We start from the raw sequence: 17,907 nt of genomic DNA, 5'->3' as shown, positions 1-17,907 counted from the left end.
TGTACCGGCGAACCCGCGGGGCTCAGGCCGGATTTCGCCGCGTCGGTCAGTCCCGATCGTGGTTGTGCTTGTCGTGGTACTCGGTTTCGGCCATGCCGTACTTCCAGTAACCGATGGCCAGCACGGACTTGGCGTCCATGCCTCGCTCGTCGCGCAGGTGCCGCCGGATGCCGCGCACCACGCCGGACTCCCCCGCCACCCAGGCGGAGACGTCGACGTCGGCGGGCACGTCCAGCCCGTGCACGGCGTTGATCAGCTGCTGCGACAGGCCCGCCGGGCGACCGTCGCGGTGCAGCCAGGTCCACCGCAGGTCCGGCGGGCACTGCACGTGCTGCCGGTCGTCGGCGGTGTCGACCTCGACGAGCACGTGGCCGCGCGCGGTGGGCGGCAGCGATTCGACGATGCTGGCGATCGCCGGCATGGCGGTCTCGTCGCCGGCCAGCAGGTACCAGTCGGCGGCCCGGCAGGTTTTGCCGCCGGGGCCCATCACGCCGAGGCGGTCACCGGGCCGGGCGTGGCGCGCCCAGTTGGAGGCCACCCCGTGCTCGCCGTGCATGACGAAGTCGATGTCGAGCTCGCCGCGCGACTCGTCGTAGCGGCGGACGGTGTAGGTGCGCATGGTCGGCCGGACTTCCGGCTCCGGCCAGCTGTACCGGCCGGTTTCGGGGTCCAGCTGCGGGAGGACCGGGCGGTCCTGGCCCTGTCGCGGCACGAAGACCTTGATGTTGGGTCCGGTGTGCTGGTCGAGGAAGCCGGACAGCTCCTCGCCTCCGAGGGTGACCCGACGCATCGACGGGCTCAGCTCGGCTGTGCGCAGCACCTCGAGGTCACGTGCCGGGGGCCGGTTGCGCCGAAGTCGATCCGCAGTACCCATCGACCATGCGTTCCTTTCCGCTCCACCAACGATCATTGAGTTAAGGCTAGCCTAACCATAGATCGGACGATTGTCTTCCCCTCGGTGGCTCAGATCTCTCAGCGCCCCGCCGGGACCGGTTCCCGTTGCAGCACCACGGATTCCGTCACGCGCAGGGCCAGCAGAACCCCGATGATCGCGAATCCGGCGGAGGTCAACATCGCCCAGTGGTAGGAACCCAGGCCCGGTCCGGAGGCCGCCAGAACGCTGGCCGTGATGGCCACGCCGAGCGCCGAACCCACCTGCCGCTGCACGTTGAACAGCGTCGACGCACCGCCGGTGTCGGTCTTGTCGATGGTCATGAACGCGACCACCTGCAGCTCGGCCGTGGCCGCCCCGACGAAGAAGCCGGAGGCCAGTTGGACGAGCGCGGCCATCCACACGTCGTGCGGTCCGATGAGGTTCATCGCCGCGAAGGACAGGGCCGCGCCGAACATCGCCACCGCGATCAGCGGTCGAGGCCCGAGCCTGCGGTGCGCCCAGCCGACCAGCTGCGAGGCGATCATCAGCCCCACCGCCTTCGGCAGCGTCACCAGGCCCGTCTCCCACGCCGATGCGCCCAGCTCCACCTGGTACATCAAGGTGAACCCGTAGAGCGTGCCGAGGAATCCGACCAAGCAGGTGAACAGGATCAGGCTCGCTCTGCGGAAGTGGTCGTCGGCGAACAGCCGGAGGTCCAGCATCGGGTGCTCGGTGCGCAGCTGGGCCCGCACCAGCAGGCCCAGCAGGACGAGCCCGGCAGCACCGGCCAGCCAGCTCACGGTCGCCGAGGCACCGGTGGCGATGCCCTCCAGGCTGAAGACCACGAGTCCGAGACCCGGTGCCGCCAGCGCGAATCCGCGCAGGTCGAAGCGCTTGTCCGGTGCTTCCACGTGTTCGGGCAGCAGCAGCGCGCCGAAGACGAGCGCGGCGACGCCGACGGGCAGATTGACGAAGAAGCCCCAGCGCCAGGTGAGGTGCTCGACGAAGAACCCGCCCAGCACCGGTCCGAGCGCGGGGGCCACCGCCGTGGGCAGCAGCAGGACCCGCGACAACCGGATCCGCTCGGCCGGCGGGTAGGCGCGGAACAGCAGGGTCAGCGCGACCGGGCTCATCACCCCGCCACCGGCGCCCTGCAGGATGCGGGCCAGCGTCAGCTGCAGCAGGTCGCCCGACAGCCCGCACAGCGCGGAGGCGAGCACGAAAACGCCGAAGGCGGACAGGAAGACCCGCTTCGTGCCGTACCGGTCGCCGAGCCACCCCGAGACCGGGATGCACACCGCGAGGCTGACCAGGTAGCCGACGTTGACCGAGGACGCCGAGCTCGCCGACACCGAGAAGTCCTCGACCAGCGCGGGCAGCGCGACGTTGACGATGGTGGCGTCCATGCCGTTCATGAACATCGCCGCGACGTAGCAGACGCAGACCGCGACCTGCGGGTTCACCCGGCGCAACGCGGTGGCCATCAGCGGGCGGGCCGCATGTCGGTCCAGTGCACCTCGATGTGGTCGACACAGGACTGCCGGTCGGTCGGGCCGTGCGCGACGGTCCACCCGGCGGGCACCTCGATCGCGGCCGGCCACAGCGAGTACTGGTCCTGATCGTTGATCAGGGCGTAGTACTGCGCGTCTGGGTCCTCGAACGGGTTCGTCATCGCCTTGCTCCTCCTCGGTCCACCGATCACTCGACCTCCCCGAAACACCGCCCGCCGGGCGGAACGCCGGATCAGCCTTCGGTCTCGGTGAGTGCTCGCTGCACGACTGCTGCGATCTCGGCCAGCGGCTCCGGCTGGGTCATGTCCTTGTGCTCGCAGGCGATGTCGTGGTTGATCACGTCGCCGTCCACGTACGGCTGCCACATCGCGCTGGTCAGCGACTCCTTCGCCGGGTTGACGGTGGCGTTGAAGAACAGCACGTCACCCCGGAACTTGTCGTGGTCGGCGGAGTTCTCCAGGACCGCGCAGTTGGCGAAGTTGTCGATGATGGCGGTGACGCTGTGCTCCTCCAGGTTCGCCAGGGCGCTGCCCTCGGCGGAGAGGATCTCCAGCACGTCGGACCGCCTCAGCGGCCCTTCGCCGAGCTCGGAGAGGTCGTGGCCGGCCATGTAGAGCAGGGCCAGCAGAGCCTCCTCCTCGGTGGGCAGGGTGTCCCAGACGTCCTTGGGGTAGGAGTCGAGCATGCTCAGGAAGCGCACCTCCTCCCCCTCGGCTTGCAGGTGGGTCGCCATCTCGTGGGCGACCACGCCGCCGAAGGACCAGCCGAGGAAGTGGTACGGCCCGTGCGGCTGCACCGTCCGGATGTGCTCCAGGTACTCGGCGGCCATCTCGGCGAGGCTGCCCGCGACCGGTGCCGGTTCGGCCAGGCCCCGGGTCTGGATGCCGTAGATCGGCCGCTCGTCGTCGATGAGCTTGAGCAGGCCCGAGAACGGCCACGCCAGACCGGCCGCCGGGTGCACGCAGAACAGCGGCTGCTTGCTGCCGCTGGTGCGCAGCGGCAGCAGGATCTCCAGCGCGTCCCGGCCGCCTCCGGTGCGGATGCGCTCGGCGAGCCCGGCGACGCTGGGCGCGGCGAACAGGCTGCCGACGTTGACCTTGATGCCCAGCGCGTCGCGGATCCGGCCGATCAGCTTGGCCGCGAGCAGCGAATGCCCGCCCAGGTCGAAGAACCCGTCGTGCACGCCGATCCGGGGCAGGCCCAGGACCTCGGCGAACAGCCCGCAGAGGATCTCCTCGGTGGGGTTGCGCGGCATGTCGTTGCCGACGACCTCGGCGAGGTCGGGCGCGGGCAGCGCGCGCCGGTCGAGCTTGCCGTTGGGCAGCAGCGGCAGCGCGTCGACGAACACCACCGCGGCCGGGACCATGTAGTCGGGCAGCTCCTCGCCAACATGACGACGCAGTGCCGCGGCATCGGACTCGGCGTCGGGGTCACCGACGACGTAGGCGACGAGGCGCTTGTCGCCCGGGGTGTCCTCGCGGACCACGGCGGCGACCTGCGCGACGTCGTCGTGCCTGGCCAGCACGGCTTCGACCTCGCCGAGCTCGATGCGGAAACCGCGGATCTTGACCTGGTCGTCGGCGCGGCCGGCGAAGTCCAGCGTGCCGTCCGCGCGCCAGCGCACCAGATCACCGGTGCGGTACATGCGCGCGCCGCGCTCGCCGAACGGGTCCGCCACGAACCGCTCCGCGGTGAGCCCGGGCCGGTTGAGGTAGCCGCGGGCGAGCCCGAGCCCGGAGACGTAGAGCTCGCCGACGACGCCGGGCGGGCACGGCTGCAGCCGCTCGTCGAGCACGTACACGCGGGCGCCCGGGTCGGGCACGCCGATCGGCACCGAGCTCGACACCGCGTCGGGGTCGCAGTCCCACAGCGTGGTGTTCACGGTCGCTTCGGTGGGTCCGTAGCAGTTGAGCATCGGCCGGTCCCGTCCCCAGCGCTGCACCAGGTCGGAGGGCACCTTCTCGGCGCCGCACAGCAGCGTCGCGTTCTCCGGCAGCCGCACGTCCGCGGGGAACATGCCCATCATCGACGGCCCGATCGCCAGGTGCGTCACCTCGTGCCGCCGCACGTACTCGGCCAGCGCTTCGCCGGGAACCCGCAGGTCGGAGGGCACGACGACGAGCGTTCCGCCGCCGAGCAGACCCATGCAGAGCTCCCAGAACGCCACGTCGAAGCTCGGCGAGGCGAACTGCAGCACCCGGCTTTCCGGGGTGATGCCGACGCGGCGGCTCTGGGTGGCCAGCAGCTTGCCGATGCCCCGGTGCGCGACGACGACGCCCTTGGGCGTGCCGGTGGAACCGGAGGTGTAGATGACGTAGGCGGCGTCGTCGAGCTCCGGCTCCGGCAGGCGCGGATCGCCCTCGGGACGATCGGCGTGGTGCACCAGCGTCGTCGGCAGGTCGGCGTCGAGGTCGTCGGTGAGCACCAGGCGCGGCCGGGCGTCGTCGACCATGTGCCGCAGGCGTTCCGGCGGGTACTCCGGGTCGAGCGCGAGGTAGGCGGCACCGGCGTGCATCGCCGCGAGCAGGCCGATGATCAGCTCGGCCGAGCGCGGCAGCATCACGCCGACGATGTCGCCCGGCCCGGCACCGCGTTCCACCAGCAGTTTCGCCTGCTCGGTGACCCGCTCGCGCAGCTGCCGGTAGGTGAGCTCGGTGTCGGTGAAGACGAGCGCGGGCTTGTCCGGGGTGGCGTCGGCGCGTTCGGCGAGGACCTGCGGGAAGGTCCCCGCCGGGCCGACGTCTCCGGTCGCGTCACCCCACGCCAGGACCTGCTCGCGCGCCTGGTCGCCGAGGATGTCCAGCCGTCCGATCGGCGTTTCCGGTGCGGACGCGGCGGATTCGAGCAGCATCACGAACCGCTCGACGAGGGATTCCACGGTGCGCTCGCCGAACAGGTCGGTGCTGTACTGCACCAGCCCGCGCACGTCGCCGTCGGCGCTCTCGCTGAGGCTGAAGGCCAGGTCGAACTTCGCCGCCCCGGCCGGGATGGTGTCCACAGCGGTCTCGACGCCGGGCAGGTCGGCGCGCACCGACTCGGCGGCGCCCCAGTAGGCCAGCATGACCTGGAACAGCGGATGCCGGGCCAGCGAGCGGGCCGGGTTGAGCAGTTCGGCGAGCCGCTCGAACGGCAGCTCGGCGTTGCCGAACGCCGCCAGGTCGGTGTCGCGGACCCGGTCGAGCAGTTCGGCGAACGTCGGCTCGCCGGAGGTGTCGGTGCGCAGCACCAGGCTGTTGACGAAGAACCCGACGAGGTCGTCGAGCCGGTCGTCACCGCGTCCGGCGACCGGCGAACCGATCGGGATGTCGGTGCCCGCGCCCATCCTGGTCAGCAGAGCGGCGAGCGCGGTCTGCAGCACCATGAACGCGCTGGCCTGGTGCTCGGCCGCCAGCTCGCGGATGCGCCGGTGCAGCTCGGCGTCGAGGCCGAAGCGCACGGTCTCGCCGCGGTGGCTCGACACCGCCGGGCGCGGGTAGTCCGTGGGCAGTTCCAGCTGGTCGGGCAGGCCTGCGAGCTCCTGCTTCCAGAAGTCGAGCTGCTGGGCCGCCAGGCCGTTCGGATCGTCCTCGTCGCCGAGCAGTTCTCGTTGCCACAGCGCGTAGTCCACGTACTGCACCGGCAGGGGCTCCCACTCCGGCGCGCGGCCGTCGAGCCGGGCGGCGTAGGCGTCCGACAGGTCGCGCACCAGCGGCCGCACCGACCACTCGTCGCCCGCGACGTGGTGCAGCAGCACCAGCAGCGCGGTGCGCTCGCCGTCGCGGAACAGCTCGGTGCGGATCGGCGGTTCCTGCGCCAGGTCGAAGCCCCGGCGTGCCGCACCCGCCAGCGCGGAGTCCACATCGGATACTTCGGTGACGGGGAGTTCCGGCACCTGCTTGCCGACCAGCTGACGCGGTTCGCCGAGCGTGTCGGGGAACGTGGTGCGCAGGCTCTCGTGCCGGGTGACGACGTCGCCGATCGCCGCGCGCAGCGCGGTCACGTCGGGCTCGCCGGTCATCCGCAGCACCAGCGGCATGTTGTAGGTGGCGCTGGGGCCTTCGAGCCGGTTGAGGAACCACAGCCGCTGCTGCGCGAACGACAACGGGACTTCCTCGGGACGGCGCGCGGGACGCAGCTCGTGCCTGCCACCGCCCGAAACCTCCAGCCGCTCGGCCATTTCCGCGACGGTCGGGTGGTCGAAGAGGGTCCGGATGCCCAGTTCGGCGCCGAGTTCGGTGCGCACCCGCGCCAGCAGCCGGGTCGCGAGCAGCGAGTGCCCGCCGAGCTCGAAGAAGCCGTCGTCGATGCCGACCTGCTCGGCGCCGAGCACCTCCCCGAACAACCGGCACAGCGCCCGCTCGGCGTCGTTGCGCGGCTGCCGACCGCCACCGGCGACCTCGGGCGCGGGCAACGCCTTGGTGTCGAGCTTCCCGTTGGCGGTCAACGGGATCTCGTCGACCGCGACGAACGCGGCCGGGACCATGTAGGAGGGCAGCCGGTCGGCCAGGTGGGCGCGCAGCTGAGCCGGGTCGGCGTCGCCGACGGTGTAGCCGACCAGCCGCTCGTCACCCGGGACGTCCTCGCGCACCACGACCGCGGCCTGCTTGACCTGCGGGTGCACGGCCAGGTTCGCCTCGATCTCGCCGAGCTCGATGCGGAATCCGCGCACCTTGACCTGCTGGTCGGCCCGGCCCATGAACTCGATAAACCCGTCGTCCCGCCAGCGACCGAGGTCACCGGAGCGGTACATCCGGGAACCGGGTTCGCCGAAGGGATCGGCGACGAACCGCTGCGCGGTCAGCCCGCGCCGCCCGAGGTACCCGCGCGCCAAACCCTCACCGGCCACGTACATCTCACCGGTCACGCCGGGCGGAACGGGCTGGAGCAGCGAATCCAGCAGGTACACGCGCAGATCCGGGATTCCCCTACCGATGACGCTGCCGTCGCGGCGGGCGACCAGGTCGGCGTCGAGCTCGACGTAGGAGACGTGCACGGTGGTCTCGGTGATCCCGTACATGTTGATCAGCTTCGGCGACTCGGGGCGCCGCCGGTACCAGTCGTCCAACCTGGACAGTTCCAGCGCTTCGCCGCCGAACACGACGTAGCGCAGCGCCAGCCGCGCGCCCGGGTTCTCCCGGTCGGCCTGGCTGAGCTGGTAGAACGCCGAGGGCGTCTGGTTGAGCACGGTGACCTGCTCGCGTTCGAGCAGGTCCAGGAACTCCTTCGGCGAGCGGCTCACCTCGTGCGGCACCACGACGAGCCTGCCGCCGTGCAGCAGCGCGCCCCACAGCTCCCACACCGAGAAGTCGAAGGCGTAGCTGTGGAACAGCGTCCACACGTCCTCGCCGGTGAAGCCAAACCACGGGTCGGTGGCCGAGAACAGCCGCACCACGTTCTGGTGCGGGATCGACACGCCCTTGGGCACTCCGGTCGAACCCGAGGTGTAGATGACGTAGGCGGCGTGCTCGCTGGTCAGCGGCCCGCGCTCACCTGGCTTGGGGTTGCGCTGGGAGTGCCGGACGATCTCGGCGATCGCCTTGTCCTCGTCCAGCAGCACCCGCGTGATGCCCTCGGGCAGCCGGTCGGCGTGCTCGCGGTCGCTGATGAGCATGGTCGGCTGCGCGTCGCCGACGATGTGGGCGACGCGCTCGGCCGGATGTCCGGGGTCCAGCGGCAGGTAGGCAGCTCCCGCCTTGAGCACCGCCAGCAGCGACACGACGAGCTCGGTGGAGCGCGGCAGCGCCAGCGCCACCAGCTGCTCGGGGCCCACGCCGTGGTCGATGAGGTGGTGCGCGAGCTGGTTGGCGCGCGCGTCCAGCTCGGAGTAGGTCAGCGACTCGTCCTCGAAGGTCACCGCCACCGAGGCCGGCGTGCGCTGCGCCTGCTCCTCGAACAGCTGGGGCAGGGTCGCGGGCTCGGCCTCGGCGAAGCCGGGCACCGGCGCGTTCCACTCGTCGAGGACGCGGGTGCGCTCGGCCGGCGTGAGCAGATCGATCCGCCCGACCGGGAAGTCGGCGTCGGCGCCTGCGAAGGAGTCCAGGAAACGCAGGAACCGCTCGCGGTGCCCGGTCAGCTCCTCCGGGGTGTAGCGGTCGGGGTTGGCGTCGAACTCGAAGCGCAGCTCGTCGCCCTCGGTGTGGACCAGCACGCTGAGGTCTTCGACGGGTCCGGCGGCGATGTTGTGCACCTGGCCCGGCGCACCGGCGAAGTCCAGGTCGTAGTCGAAGGACTTGATGTTGAGCATCGGCCCGAACAGCGCCCGGTCCGAGCCCAGCAGCATCAGGTCGCGACGCAGCTGCTCGCTGCGGTAGCGCTGGTGCTTGCGCAGGTCCCGCACACCCTTGGCGACCTGCGCGATCAGCTCGTCGCGGGTGGTGCCCGGCTCGACGCGCAGCCGCAGCGGCAGCACGTTGACGACCATGCCCGGCACCCGCAGCGCGACCGAACCCATCCGGCCCATCACCGGCAGGCCCAGCACGACGTCGTTGGCCCCGGTCATCCGGTGCAGGTAGGCGCCGAAGGCGGCGATGAGCGCGTCCGGCCAGATGGTGCGCGCCGCTTCGGCGGCCGCGCCGAGCCCCTCCAGCGAGGAGGTGGCGGCGAGCTGCCGGTGGAAGGTGTGCGCGGTCGGCCGCGAGCGCTCGGTCAGGGTGACCACGTCCGGCTCGTCGGCGAAGCGCTCGCGCCAGTAGGCGGCGTCGCGCTCGGCCTTCGCCGATTCCAGGTACGCGCGCTCGTCGTCGATCAGCGCGTCCAACCCGGCGAACGGCGACTCGCCGGGATCTTCGCCCGCCGCCAGCGCGCTGTAGAGCTCAGCGACCCGGCGGATGATGATCGAGAAGCCGTAGCCGTCGATGGCCACGTGGTGAATGCGCTGGTACCACCACCAGCGCCGCTCCCCGAGCTTGCACAGCGCGGCGGTCCAGAGCCTGCCGCCGTCGCCCTGCGAGCGGGTCAGGTCGACCGGTGCGTTCAGGTCGGCCTGGATCCACTCCTGCGCGCGGGCGTCCGGGTACTCCTCGTCGGAGAAGTCCAGCACCGGCAGCTCGACGGCGTCGAGCGCGTCGATGACCTGGTGCGGGCCGTCTCCGTCGTCGACGACCCGCATCCGCAGCGTCTCGGCTTCGGCGACCACGGCGCGCAGCGCCTCGGCGAACAGTTCCGGGTCGACCTCGGCCGCGATCTCCACGCGCTCAGCGGTGTTGAAGATCGGTTTGGCCTGGTCGAGTTGCTGGGCGAACCAGATTCCGGCCTGCGCCGCGGACAACGGCAGCTGGTCAGCTCGCGACGGCATTGCTCTCCCCACGATCAACACAAAAGTAAGGCTAACCTTAGTTCAGGTTCGATCGGGAGCACAACCGCACGCCAGACCGCCTGACGTGGGACTACTCACCTGGACGTGGGAACACCATCAAGGCGGAGTTCTTGTTCGGCAAACCGACCTCGGCCGCCCGGGCGAACCCCGCCTTGCCGAAGGCGCCCACCGAAGCTCCATTGTGGACGTTCGGCTCGGCGACGACGCTGCGGCACGCCGGGTCCGCCGCCAGCAACCCCCGCGCGACGGCCTCCAGCAGCGCGGAACCCACGCCCTTGCCGATCGCGTCCGGCTCGCCGATGGCGATGTGCGCGCCCAGGTCGTGGGGCGCGTGCGAGTAGCAGCGGGCCAGCTTGTCCCGCTGCACGCGGTAGAGCTCCAGGTAACCGATGTCGCGGCCGTCGCGCGAGACGATGCACGGCACCGAGTGCTCCCCCGCCAGCTGCGTCGCGAGCTCGTCGCGCCACCGCTTGAGCGACCAGTCCTGGTTCCAGTTGACCGCGACGTGCTCGCGGTTCATCCAGCGGTGCACCAGCTCGACGTCCGGGCCGCCGTCGTCGCCGGTAATCGCCACCGGCCGCAGGCTCCAGCCGTCGCCGAGCTCCGGCAGCGGCACCCCGGGCACCGCCGCCGGCGGCTCCAGGCGCAGCGGGTTGCGGACCTCGAAGGCGACCGGACGGACCCGCACGGCACCGGTTTCATCCCGGTAGCGCAGCTGCGAACCGTTGAGCGCGGCGAGATCGGTCAGGGTCGGGCTGGTCAGCCAGTGGTCGATCAGGTCAGCGCTCTGCGGGTGCTGCTCGGCGATCGCGCCGAGCCGCTTGACCAGCTCGGCGAGCATGTACTCCTCGTGCACCACACCGCGGCGGCCCAGCAGGCCGACGACCACCAGCACACCCCGGCTGAGCAGGCGCGCGGTCAACTCCGCGCGGTCCGCGCCGTCGGACGCGAGGACCCCCGGCAGCAGCCGCTCCTCGATGTGCCCGGTCAGCCAGCGCTGCGCCTCGGCGGCGTTGGACAGCGAGCGACCGACGGTCACCAGGTCGTCGGGCAGCGGCAGCGGATCGACCTCGCGACGCGGCAGGGCGTCCAGCAGCCAGTCGACCAGCGTTCCCGACTCCGGCGCGTTGATCGGCGCGTCCGCCCGCGAGCGCGCCCGCGCGTCGGCCGAGCAGGCGGCGGCCAGCAGCGCCGGGTCCGCCGAGACCAGCGTCCGACCGGACTTGTCCAGCACGCCGATCGAGCCGAACCCGTGCGCACCGGTCGGCGAGTCGTAGACGACGTCGACGTGCAGCGGCAAGGATGCGATGGTCAGCCGGAGCGGACCTTCGGCGACCGGCGTGTGGGTCTCGGCCAGCCAACGCCGCAACAGCACCGAGGCCCGTTGGTGCTGTCGCCCGACCAGGTCGGCTCCGTGAGACACGCCGCGCTCCCTCCCAAGACAATTTGTAAGCGGAGCCTAACCTAATCACTCCGCCGGGAGACAGGCCATCACCCGGAGATCGGGACTGATCGGGCCGACCGGACGAATCGGCGTCCTCCCACAACGTGCACAGTGGACAGATGCGTGTCAGCATCCTCGGACGTGGCAGCAAGACCACACGATTGATCAACACCTGATCCGGTGACGGTCGTTGTGTCTCGCTGGGCGTTGCCTGAACATCCGCCCTACTCTCCGATTCATCGAATGGGCCTACCGTCCGGAGAGGAGATCACCCATGGATGACGCCGACGCAGTCGTGCCGCTCCGGCCGGGTTTCGACATCCAGGTCCGCGGTTTCAGCCGCAACCAGGTCGTCGAGCACATCGAGCTCCTGGAAGATCAGCTGCGCATGGTCACCATCGACCGCAACGAAGCGGTCAAGCTGAACAACGACCTGCGCACGCTCTGCGACGACACCCGCAGGAGCCTGGACCGAGCCGAACAACGACTCAAGAGCATCGAGTCCTCCGACACGGGCCTGCCCGCCGCCTCCCAGCGCGTGCAGAACATGCTCGCGATCGCCGAGGACGAGGTGCAGACCCTGCGCGATCAGTCCAAGCGACAGGCCGAGATCATCCGCGGCACCGCGGAGACCGAGGCCCGAGCCCTGATCAGCGAAGCCGAGCGCGCCGCCGACGAACTCCGCGAGGAGTGCACCGAACTCGTCAACGACGTCGAGTCCCGGCGCGCGAAGCTGCAGCGCGAGCACGAGCAGAAGATCAGCGAGCAGCGCAGCCGCGAGTACCGGCTGCGCCAGGAGATCCGCAACGAGTACAAGCGGGTCATCGCCAACGCGCAGGAGGAATCCGACGCGCTGATCGCCGAGACCCGCAGGCAGTGCGGCCAGTGGGACGCCGAGTCCGAGCAGATGCGGCTGGAGGCGCTGGAGGAGATCCGCGTCGAGCGGCTGCGGCTGGAAGAGCTCCGGACCTCGGTGCTCGCGGCGATGGACAACGCAAAGCAGGTGCTCGAAGAATCGGCCGCTACCGTGCGCGCCAAGACCGACACCGCCGCGACGCCGGAGCCCTCCGGCCCGGTCGAGCCGGACGAGCACCAGTTGCAGCAGGTCACGCTGCCCGAGCAGCGCGACGACGTGCAGACCTACACGATCCCCATCGAGCCGCAGCACACCACCAACGGAGCGTCGAAGGCTCCCAGTGCGCGGCAGAACTGATCAGGGAGGCGCTGGTGGAAATGCTCGTGCTGATGTTCGTGTGCGGTGTCGCGGTGGCCACGCTGGTGTTCTGGCCGCTGCTCCACCGCGCACACCGCAAGACGACCGAATCGCAGCAGACCGCTCCGCACGGCAAGCACGCGCTGAGGGCGACCTCGGCGCCGAAGGACTCCGCCACCACCCCGGAGGCGAACGGCTCGGACGAGAAGACCGACCGCGAGGGTGACGGCGAGGCCACGCAGCCGGTGAAGATCGAGGCGACCGCACCGAAGCCCCGCGAACCGGAACCGATGGAGATGCCGGAGCTGCCGACCGACATCTTCGACGCCCGCTACCGGGCCCGGTTCAACCGCTCCCAGCGACGCCTGGAGCGCATCCGCGCGGAGATCAGCAACGCCGGCTGACCCCGGCCGTCCCGCCCGTGCGGTGCGATATTGGTACGGGCATTTTGCCGGTTGCTAGGTTCGACGGCGAACCTAGCAACCTACGGCTGGAGTCTCCCAGGTGAAGAACCCGCCCAGGATCTACCTCGTCGCCACGACGGGCCACCCCAACTACGGCGACGAGCTCATCGCCGCGGCCTGGCTCAAGCACCTGGCGAAGGTGGCTCCCCACAGCGAGGTCTGGCTGGACTCCCCCAACCCCGGGCCCAGCTCCGTGGGGCTGTCCCACCTGCACCCGAACGTCAAGTTCACCGACACCTTCTGGCGGTTGTGCTGGGAGGCGCCCGGCGACGAGCCGTGGTCGGTGGCGGCCTTCGTGCAGCACGCGATCCACAACCCCGGCCTGGCGCCGCGCTGGGTCGCCGGCATCGAGCTCGCCTCGCAGATGGACCTGTTCCACGTGATCGGCGGCGGCTTCATCAACGGCATCTGGCCGCGGCACATCGGCCTGCTCGCGGCCACCGCCGCCGCAGCGCACCGCTCCGGCGGCCGGGCGGTGATGACCGGGCAGGGCCTGTCGCCGATCGCCGAGGGCGCCGAGCCGCTGCTGCGCAGCCTCGCCGAGCAGTTCGAGGTCGTCGACGTTCGCGACGAGGCGTCGGCATCGCTGCTGATCGAACCGTCGGTCACCGGTGACGACATGTTCTTCGGCGTCGAACCCGGGCTCTTCCGCACCGATGACGACGACATCCGCGACGTCGTGGTGTGCATGCAGTCGGACCTGCTCGACGAGTCGGTGCCCGCGCTGGCCGGATTCCTGCTGGACACCCTGCGCGAGTGGCGGGTCAAGCCCGAGCAGGTCGCCTTCGTGGAGGGCATCCCGCGCGCCGACCGGGAGGTGTTCTCGCTGGTCGAGCACGACCTGCCGGGTGCCCGCTTCCACGCGTTCGACGAGATCATGCGCGACGGCCTGCCCGCCAAGCCCGGGCAGCGGTGGCTGTCGACGCGGTTCCACCTGCACCTGATGGCAGCCGCCGCGGGCGCGAGCGGGGTCGCGGTGTCGATCAACTCCGGTTACTACACCAACAAGCACCGGTCGTTGATCGACCGCGGTTCCGGCTGGGAGCTGAGCGAGGGCCTGCGGATCCCGCCGAGCCCGAGCGCCGGCGGCTTCAGCTCCGCCGCGCTGCGCGAGTTGCAGCAGCGCAAGGCGGCGCTGGCGAAGGCGATCTACGGCTGAGCGACCCGGTCCTGCTCGATGCGCACGGTCTCGGCGAGCGCGTTGGTCTCCTCCGGGGTGCGCGACTCGGGGATCTCGCACTCCGGGGCCTCGGGCTCGACAGCGGACTGCGGCCAGATCTGGGGCGCCTCGATGCCGGGGAGCAGCTGCGCGGACTCGGGGGTCTCGCGAACGTCCTTGCGGCGGTCGGCGATGTAGAACGGCGCGGCGGCCAGGATCGGAACCGACATGCCGAGAAAAACGATCAGAAGTGAAGACATTGCCCCAGAACTCCATCCACGCCTGCGGAAGATTCCGCCACTCACAACGCCCTGCTAGGACAGGGGGCTCGCCCAGCATGTCGCTGTGCGAGCCACTTCGTTAACACCCCAAGATTGTGTCGCGCATCACAGAATGAATCACGCGGTGGTGTGGTGCGAAACGAATGACGGCCCGCCGTTCCCGGCGAGCCGTCATCGATGTTTCCGAGACGCGAAACCCTTGTCACGCAAGGAATTTCGCAGTGGGCCAGGTTTCCTTGACCCACGCGCCGTTCCAGAACACCCACTCGTACTCCGTCGCCCGGGTGAACGCGGCGAACATCTGCTCGCGCGTCGCGTCGTCCGAGCGCGCCGCGACCCTGTCGACGAGCTCCCGGGCGGCCAGCACGGCTTCGGCGAACTCGTCGTCGGCGTAGGTGGTGATCCACGCCTTGTAGGGGTGGCCCTCGATGTCGCCGGTGGCGTCGAGGATCTTGCTGCCGACGTACTGGTACACCCAGAAGCACGGCAGGATCGCGGCCAGCAGCACCGGGTACGACTCGGTCAGCGCGCAGGCGCGCAGGTAGGACGTGTAGGCCAGGCACGACGGCGAGGTGTCCACACCGGAGATCTCCTCGTCGGTCAGGCCGAACTCGGCGACGTAACCGGCGTGCAGCCGCCGCTCCTCCACCAGCGCGCCCTGCGCGGCCCCGGCGAGGAACGCCGCGTCGGCCGCGTCATCGGCCCTGGTCGCAGCTGCCGACAGCGCCTGCGCGAAGCCGACCAGGTAGCGCGCGTCCTGCACGATGTAGAACACGAAGACGTCCCGCTGAAGGCTGCCGTCGGCCAGCGCCTTGTTGAACGGGTGGTCCACGATCGCCTGCTGCAATCCGGCGGTGCGCTCCCAGGCCTGGGCGCAGAACCCTCCGGCGGGCGGAGCGGGCAACGTGCTCATGAGAACCCCTCACAGAATTCGGAATCTCGGGTGCGGTGGCGCAGCTGCGGGCGTTGTCGTCCGAACCGTCCGGGCGAAGCGGACTTCGACCACGGGCGGTTCGGACCGAGACCGCCCTCAGCCGCTCACCACCACTGGTGGAAGTGGTGCACCGGGCCGTGGCCGTGGCCGACGTCGAGGCGTTCCGAGGCGCGCAGGGCCTCGGTGAGGTACCGCTTGGCCTCGCGGACGGCCTCCAGCCAGTCCGCGCGCTGCGGGCGCAGCGCCGCGATCGCCGCCGAGAGCGTGCACCCGGTGCCGTGGTCGTTGGTGGTGGCCACCCGCTCGCTGCTGAGGAACTCCGCCAGGCCGTCGCCGTAGAGCAGGTCGACGCTCGACTCGCCGCTGAGGTGCCCGCCCTTGAGCAGCACCTGCTTGGCGCCCAGCGCGGCCAGCCGCTCGGCCTGCGCGGGCATCTCGTCGGGGCCGCCGATCTCGGCTTCGCCGAGCAGGTCGGCCGCCTCCGGCAGGTTCGGCGTGATCAGGTCCACCCTCGGCAGCAGCTCGTCGCGCAGCGCGCCGACGGCCTCGGGCGCGAGCAGCCGGTCACCGCTCTTGGCGACCATGACCGGGTCGAGCACCACGAACGGGGGCGAGTAGCGCTCCAGCACGGCCGTGACCGCGCGGATGACCTCGGCGTTGGCGAGCATGCCGATCTTGACCGCGTCCACCCGGACGTCGTCGAGCAGCGTCACCAGCTGGTCGGTGATGAAGTCCGGCGGGACCTCCTGCACCCGGCTCACCCCGGTGGTGGTCTGCGCGACCAGCGCGGTGATCACCGACATGCCGTAGGCGCCGTTGGCCGAGAACGCCTTGAGATCAGCTTGGATTCCGGCGCCGCCGCTGGGGTCGGTCCCGGCGATGGTCAGCACATTGGGAGCCATGACGTCCCTCCGCTAGTACGAGCTAGGTCAGGTTCAACGGGTCTGTTCTCAGCCCTGGCAGGGCACCCCGCGTCACTGGCACCAACCTAACAACCGAGGGCAAGCCCCCGGGGCGCGCGGGTTCACTCGATCAACCCGATCACCTGGCCGACGTGGAGCGCTTCGCCAGGCCGCACCTGGTGCCACAGGGTCCCCGTGGCCAGCGCCGACACCCGGATCGCGGCGCCGTCGGCCTCGGCGGGACGCAGCTCGGCCAGCGGCTGGCCCGCCCGCACCCGGCTCCCGTCGGAGGCCAGCCAGCGCACCAGCAGCCAGCAGGCCGGGCCCGCGCCCGGCAGGTGAAGATCGGTCATGCCGCCCCCCGGCTCCCAAGACCTGCGAGAATGCGACGAATGCCGCAGCGGATGAGCCCTCCGGGGGGAAAAGCCACCCCGATGGAGCAGTGCGACCGCGATCGATTTCACACCGTGAAAGCCCCCACCGGAAGGCAAGGTCATCCTTCGCCGCGGACTAAAGTGGAGGGCGATGGAAACCACGACCGATGCCCCAGGCTTCGCCCGCTCGCGCCGGCAGCGTCCTGAACAGGACCCCGCGCAGATCTGGGCGCCGCTAGCGGACCTGACCGAGGCCGCCGTCGCGGCCGCCGGATCGGGGACGGTGGCGATCACCCGCGGTTTTGACCGCAACAGCCGTCAGCGCGCCAAGGCACTGCGCGATCTGCTGGCCCGGCGCGACGTGCCCGCGATCGAGGTCACGCCCGCCCCGGGCAGCGACCGGTTGCTGGCCGACGTGGCGGTCAGCGCCGTGGTCAACCTGATCGGCGCCGGTTCGTGGCAGCCCTACCGGCTCGCCGCGCAGCTGCGCGCCCCGGTGCTGACCCCCAAGCCCGGCACCGAGCCGGGTGACGAGGTCACCCGCGATGTCATCGCCCTGGCCGGCGAGGAATCCGGCAAGCGCGACGTCGCGATCTCGCACGTCGCGGTGCGCGGCGACAAGCCCACCGACGGCCGGCTGACCGTCTCCTTCGACGGCACCGAGCAGGTCATCGACGGCGGCTGGTTGACCGCCACCGTGACCGGCGACCAGCTCAGCGTGCAGTTCGGCGGCCAGGGGCTGGACGAGCGGTCGATCAACACCGGCAAGATCCGCATCGAGGCGTCCGACGCGCCGCACCGCCTGGTGCGCGACGAGCTCCCGATCGCCGACTTCGAGGGCGCGGTCGTGCTCTCCGCCGAGCCCGCAGGGCTGAAGGTGCGTCCGGTCTGACGGTTCCTTGGCCCGGACGAGTGTCGTCGGCTAACAGCGTTCGCTCAGGGGCGATTCCCGGTTGTGGGGGTCGCCCCGAGTTGCGTTCGGGCCCGCGAACCCGGCCGTGACCGCGCGCACTTTCCCCGTTGTTTCGGCGAAGTGCCGTCACGCCCCTCGGATCGGTGCGTCCCTCCACCAGGAGCGCGCGCTGCGCGGCTCCACCGCACCAAGCGGATCGGCACAGGGAGGCTGGGACTGTGGGGCCCAACCAGGAGTGGCACGTCAGTTGCCGCGACGTCGCCGGACGGCGACGAGACATGTCGGTGTTCGTCAACCACGGCCGGGTCGTCATCGTCGCGCCGCCCGGGGAGACCGCGGTGCTCTCACCGCTGGAGGTCGGCCGCCTGCGCGCGGCCCTGCGCGACGCGGTGGTCACCGCCGCGGGCGTCGACTAGGTGTACTGACCTGAGAGGTTGGTTACGCGGCTGGCGGGTGGGCCGCCGATGCTGGTGTGGTGGCGGTGATGGTTGTAGCCGTGTAGCCAGCCGGGCAAGGCGGCGCGCCGTTGGGTCTCGGTGCTGTA

The 17,907-nt window shown here is 70.7% G+C and carries 14 protein-coding genes, 1 pseudogene and 1 riboswitch; of the genes and pseudogenes, 5 read left to right on the top strand and 10 right to left on the bottom strand.

Translation table 11 applies throughout. The features are described from left to right. Positions 1-46 precede the first annotated feature (46 nt). The 5 genes from E1181_RS14255 to E1181_RS14235 all read right to left on the bottom strand — a co-directional run bounded on the left by E1181_RS14255 (position 47) and on the right by E1181_RS14235 (position 11,102). Positions 47-874: a siderophore-interacting protein gene (locus E1181_RS14255; RefSeq protein ID WP_132674911.1), complete on the bottom strand. Its 828-nt coding sequence runs from the start codon at positions 872-874 to the stop codon at positions 47-49. A gap of 98 nt (positions 875-972) precedes the next feature. Continuing rightward, positions 973-2,358, bottom strand: coding sequence for an MDR family MFS transporter (locus tag E1181_RS14250; RefSeq protein WP_132674909.1), 1,386 nt, complete (start codon positions 2,356-2,358; stop codon positions 973-975). Next, a complete protein-coding gene (locus E1181_RS14245) occupies positions 2,358-2,546 on the bottom strand; it encodes an MbtH family protein (RefSeq protein WP_093424246.1) in 189 nt (62 codons plus the stop codon). The genes E1181_RS14250 and E1181_RS14245 overlap by 1 nt, the downstream gene beginning before the upstream one ends. 71 nt (positions 2,547-2,617) lie before the next feature. Continuing rightward, positions 2,618-9,658: an amino acid adenylation domain-containing protein gene (locus E1181_RS14240; protein WP_132674907.1), complete on the bottom strand. Its 7,041-nt coding sequence runs from the start codon at positions 9,656-9,658 to the stop codon at positions 2,618-2,620. Positions 9,659-9,749: 91 nt separating this feature from the next. Further along, the gene (locus E1181_RS14235; RefSeq protein ID WP_235876763.1) at positions 9,750-11,102 is read right to left on the bottom strand and encodes a GNAT family N-acetyltransferase; all 1,353 of its coding nucleotides are present in this window, start codon (positions 11,100-11,102) and stop codon (positions 9,750-9,752) included. 295 nt (positions 11,103-11,397) lie between these two features. Between E1181_RS14235 and E1181_RS14230 the strand changes: the two genes are divergently transcribed. From E1181_RS14230 to E1181_RS14220, 3 genes are all read left to right on the top strand, one after another. Beyond that, positions 11,398-12,336: a hypothetical protein gene (locus E1181_RS14230; protein WP_132674905.1), complete on the top strand. Its 939-nt coding sequence runs from the start codon at positions 11,398-11,400 to the stop codon at positions 12,334-12,336. Positions 12,337-12,350: 14 nt separating this feature from the next. Then, positions 12,351-12,740 (top strand): hypothetical protein, encoded by a 390-nt coding sequence (locus tag E1181_RS14225; RefSeq protein ID WP_132674903.1) that lies wholly within the window; start codon positions 12,351-12,353, stop codon positions 12,738-12,740. A gap of 100 nt (positions 12,741-12,840) precedes the next feature. Then, entirely contained in the window at positions 12,841-13,959 is a 1,119-nt protein-coding gene (locus E1181_RS14220) for a polysaccharide pyruvyl transferase family protein (protein WP_132674901.1), read from the top strand. On the opposite strand, the gene E1181_RS14215 is transcribed toward E1181_RS14220, so the two are convergent. From E1181_RS14215 to E1181_RS14200, 4 genes are all read right to left on the bottom strand, one after another. Beyond that, positions 13,950-14,189 carry a hypothetical protein gene (locus E1181_RS14215; protein ID WP_132674899.1) on the bottom strand — a complete coding sequence of 80 codons (240 nt, stop codon included), beginning with the start codon at positions 14,187-14,189 and terminating at the stop codon, positions 13,950-13,952. The genes E1181_RS14220 and E1181_RS14215 overlap by 10 nt on opposite strands. A gap of 253 nt (positions 14,190-14,442) precedes the next feature. Next, positions 14,443-15,153, bottom strand: a complete 711-nt coding sequence (gene tenA, locus E1181_RS14210) for a thiaminase II (RefSeq protein ID WP_132674897.1) — start codon at positions 15,151-15,153, stop codon at positions 14,443-14,445. A gap of 125 nt (positions 15,154-15,278) precedes the next feature. Continuing rightward, entirely contained in the window at positions 15,279-16,076 is a 798-nt protein-coding gene (gene thiD, locus E1181_RS14205; protein WP_132674895.1) for a bifunctional hydroxymethylpyrimidine kinase/phosphomethylpyrimidine kinase, read from the bottom strand. Continuing rightward, positions 16,064-16,156: riboswitch (TPP riboswitch) on the bottom strand. Its footprint overlaps the gene before it by 13 nt. A gap of 42 nt (positions 16,157-16,198) precedes the next feature. Beyond that, positions 16,199-16,429 (bottom strand): biotin/lipoyl-containing protein, encoded by a 231-nt coding sequence (locus E1181_RS14200; protein WP_132674893.1) that lies wholly within the window; start codon positions 16,427-16,429, stop codon positions 16,199-16,201. A 172-nt stretch (positions 16,430-16,601) separates the two neighbouring features. Here E1181_RS14200 and E1181_RS14195 point away from each other — a divergent pair, with 172 nt between their 5' ends. Both E1181_RS14195 and E1181_RS14190 read left to right on the top strand, forming a co-directional pair. Beyond that, positions 16,602-17,342 carry a hypothetical protein gene (locus E1181_RS14195; RefSeq protein WP_132674891.1) on the top strand — a complete coding sequence of 247 codons (741 nt, stop codon included), beginning with the start codon at positions 16,602-16,604 and terminating at the stop codon, positions 17,340-17,342. 239 nt (positions 17,343-17,581) lie between these two features. Beyond that, positions 17,582-17,779, top strand: coding sequence for a hypothetical protein (locus E1181_RS14190; protein ID WP_132674889.1), 198 nt, complete (start codon positions 17,582-17,584; stop codon positions 17,777-17,779). Here the strand turns inward: E1181_RS14190 and E1181_RS14185 are convergent. Continuing rightward, a pseudogene (locus E1181_RS14185) lies at positions 17,776-17,907 on the bottom strand (IS481 family transposase); the annotation flags it as partial. The gene E1181_RS14190 and the pseudogene E1181_RS14185 sit on opposite strands and share 4 nt — an antisense overlap.

This window comes from Saccharopolyspora terrae (assembly GCF_004348435.1).
In the GTDB taxonomy this organism is placed as follows: Bacteria; Actinomycetota; Actinomycetes; order Mycobacteriales; family Pseudonocardiaceae; genus Saccharopolyspora; species Saccharopolyspora endophytica.
Note: the sequence above shows the minus strand (reverse complement) of the source record. Positions and strands in the feature narration are given on the sequence as shown.

Coding starts and splice junctions, on each gene's coding strand:
- E1181_RS14255 (WP_132674911.1), bottom strand. CDS start 874: ATGGGTACTGCGGATCGACTTCGGCGCAACCGGCCCCCGGCACGTGAC.
- E1181_RS14215 (WP_132674899.1), bottom strand. CDS start 14,189: ATGTCGGTTCCGATCCTGGCCGCCGCGCCGTTCTACATCGCCGACCGC.
- E1181_RS14195 (WP_132674891.1), top strand. CDS start 16,602: ATGGAAACCACGACCGATGCCCCAGGCTTCGCCCGCTCGCGCCGGCAG.
- E1181_RS14250 (WP_132674909.1), bottom strand. CDS start 2,358: ATGGCCACCGCGTTGCGCCGGGTGAACCCGCAGGTCGCGGTCTGCGTC.
- thiD (WP_132674895.1), bottom strand. CDS start 16,076: ATGGCTCCCAATGTGCTGACCATCGCCGGGACCGACCCCAGCGGCGGC.
- E1181_RS14230 (WP_132674905.1), top strand. CDS start 11,398: ATGGATGACGCCGACGCAGTCGTGCCGCTCCGGCCGGGTTTCGACATC.
- E1181_RS14240 (WP_132674907.1), bottom strand. CDS start 9,658: ATGCCGTCGCGAGCTGACCAGCTGCCGTTGTCCGCGGCGCAGGCCGGA.
- E1181_RS14245 (WP_093424246.1), bottom strand. CDS start 2,546: ATGACGAACCCGTTCGAGGACCCAGACGCGCAGTACTACGCCCTGATC.
- E1181_RS14200 (WP_132674893.1), bottom strand. CDS start 16,429: ATGACCGATCTTCACCTGCCGGGCGCGGGCCCGGCCTGCTGGCTGCTG.
- tenA (WP_132674897.1), bottom strand. CDS start 15,153: ATGAGCACGTTGCCCGCTCCGCCCGCCGGAGGGTTCTGCGCCCAGGCC.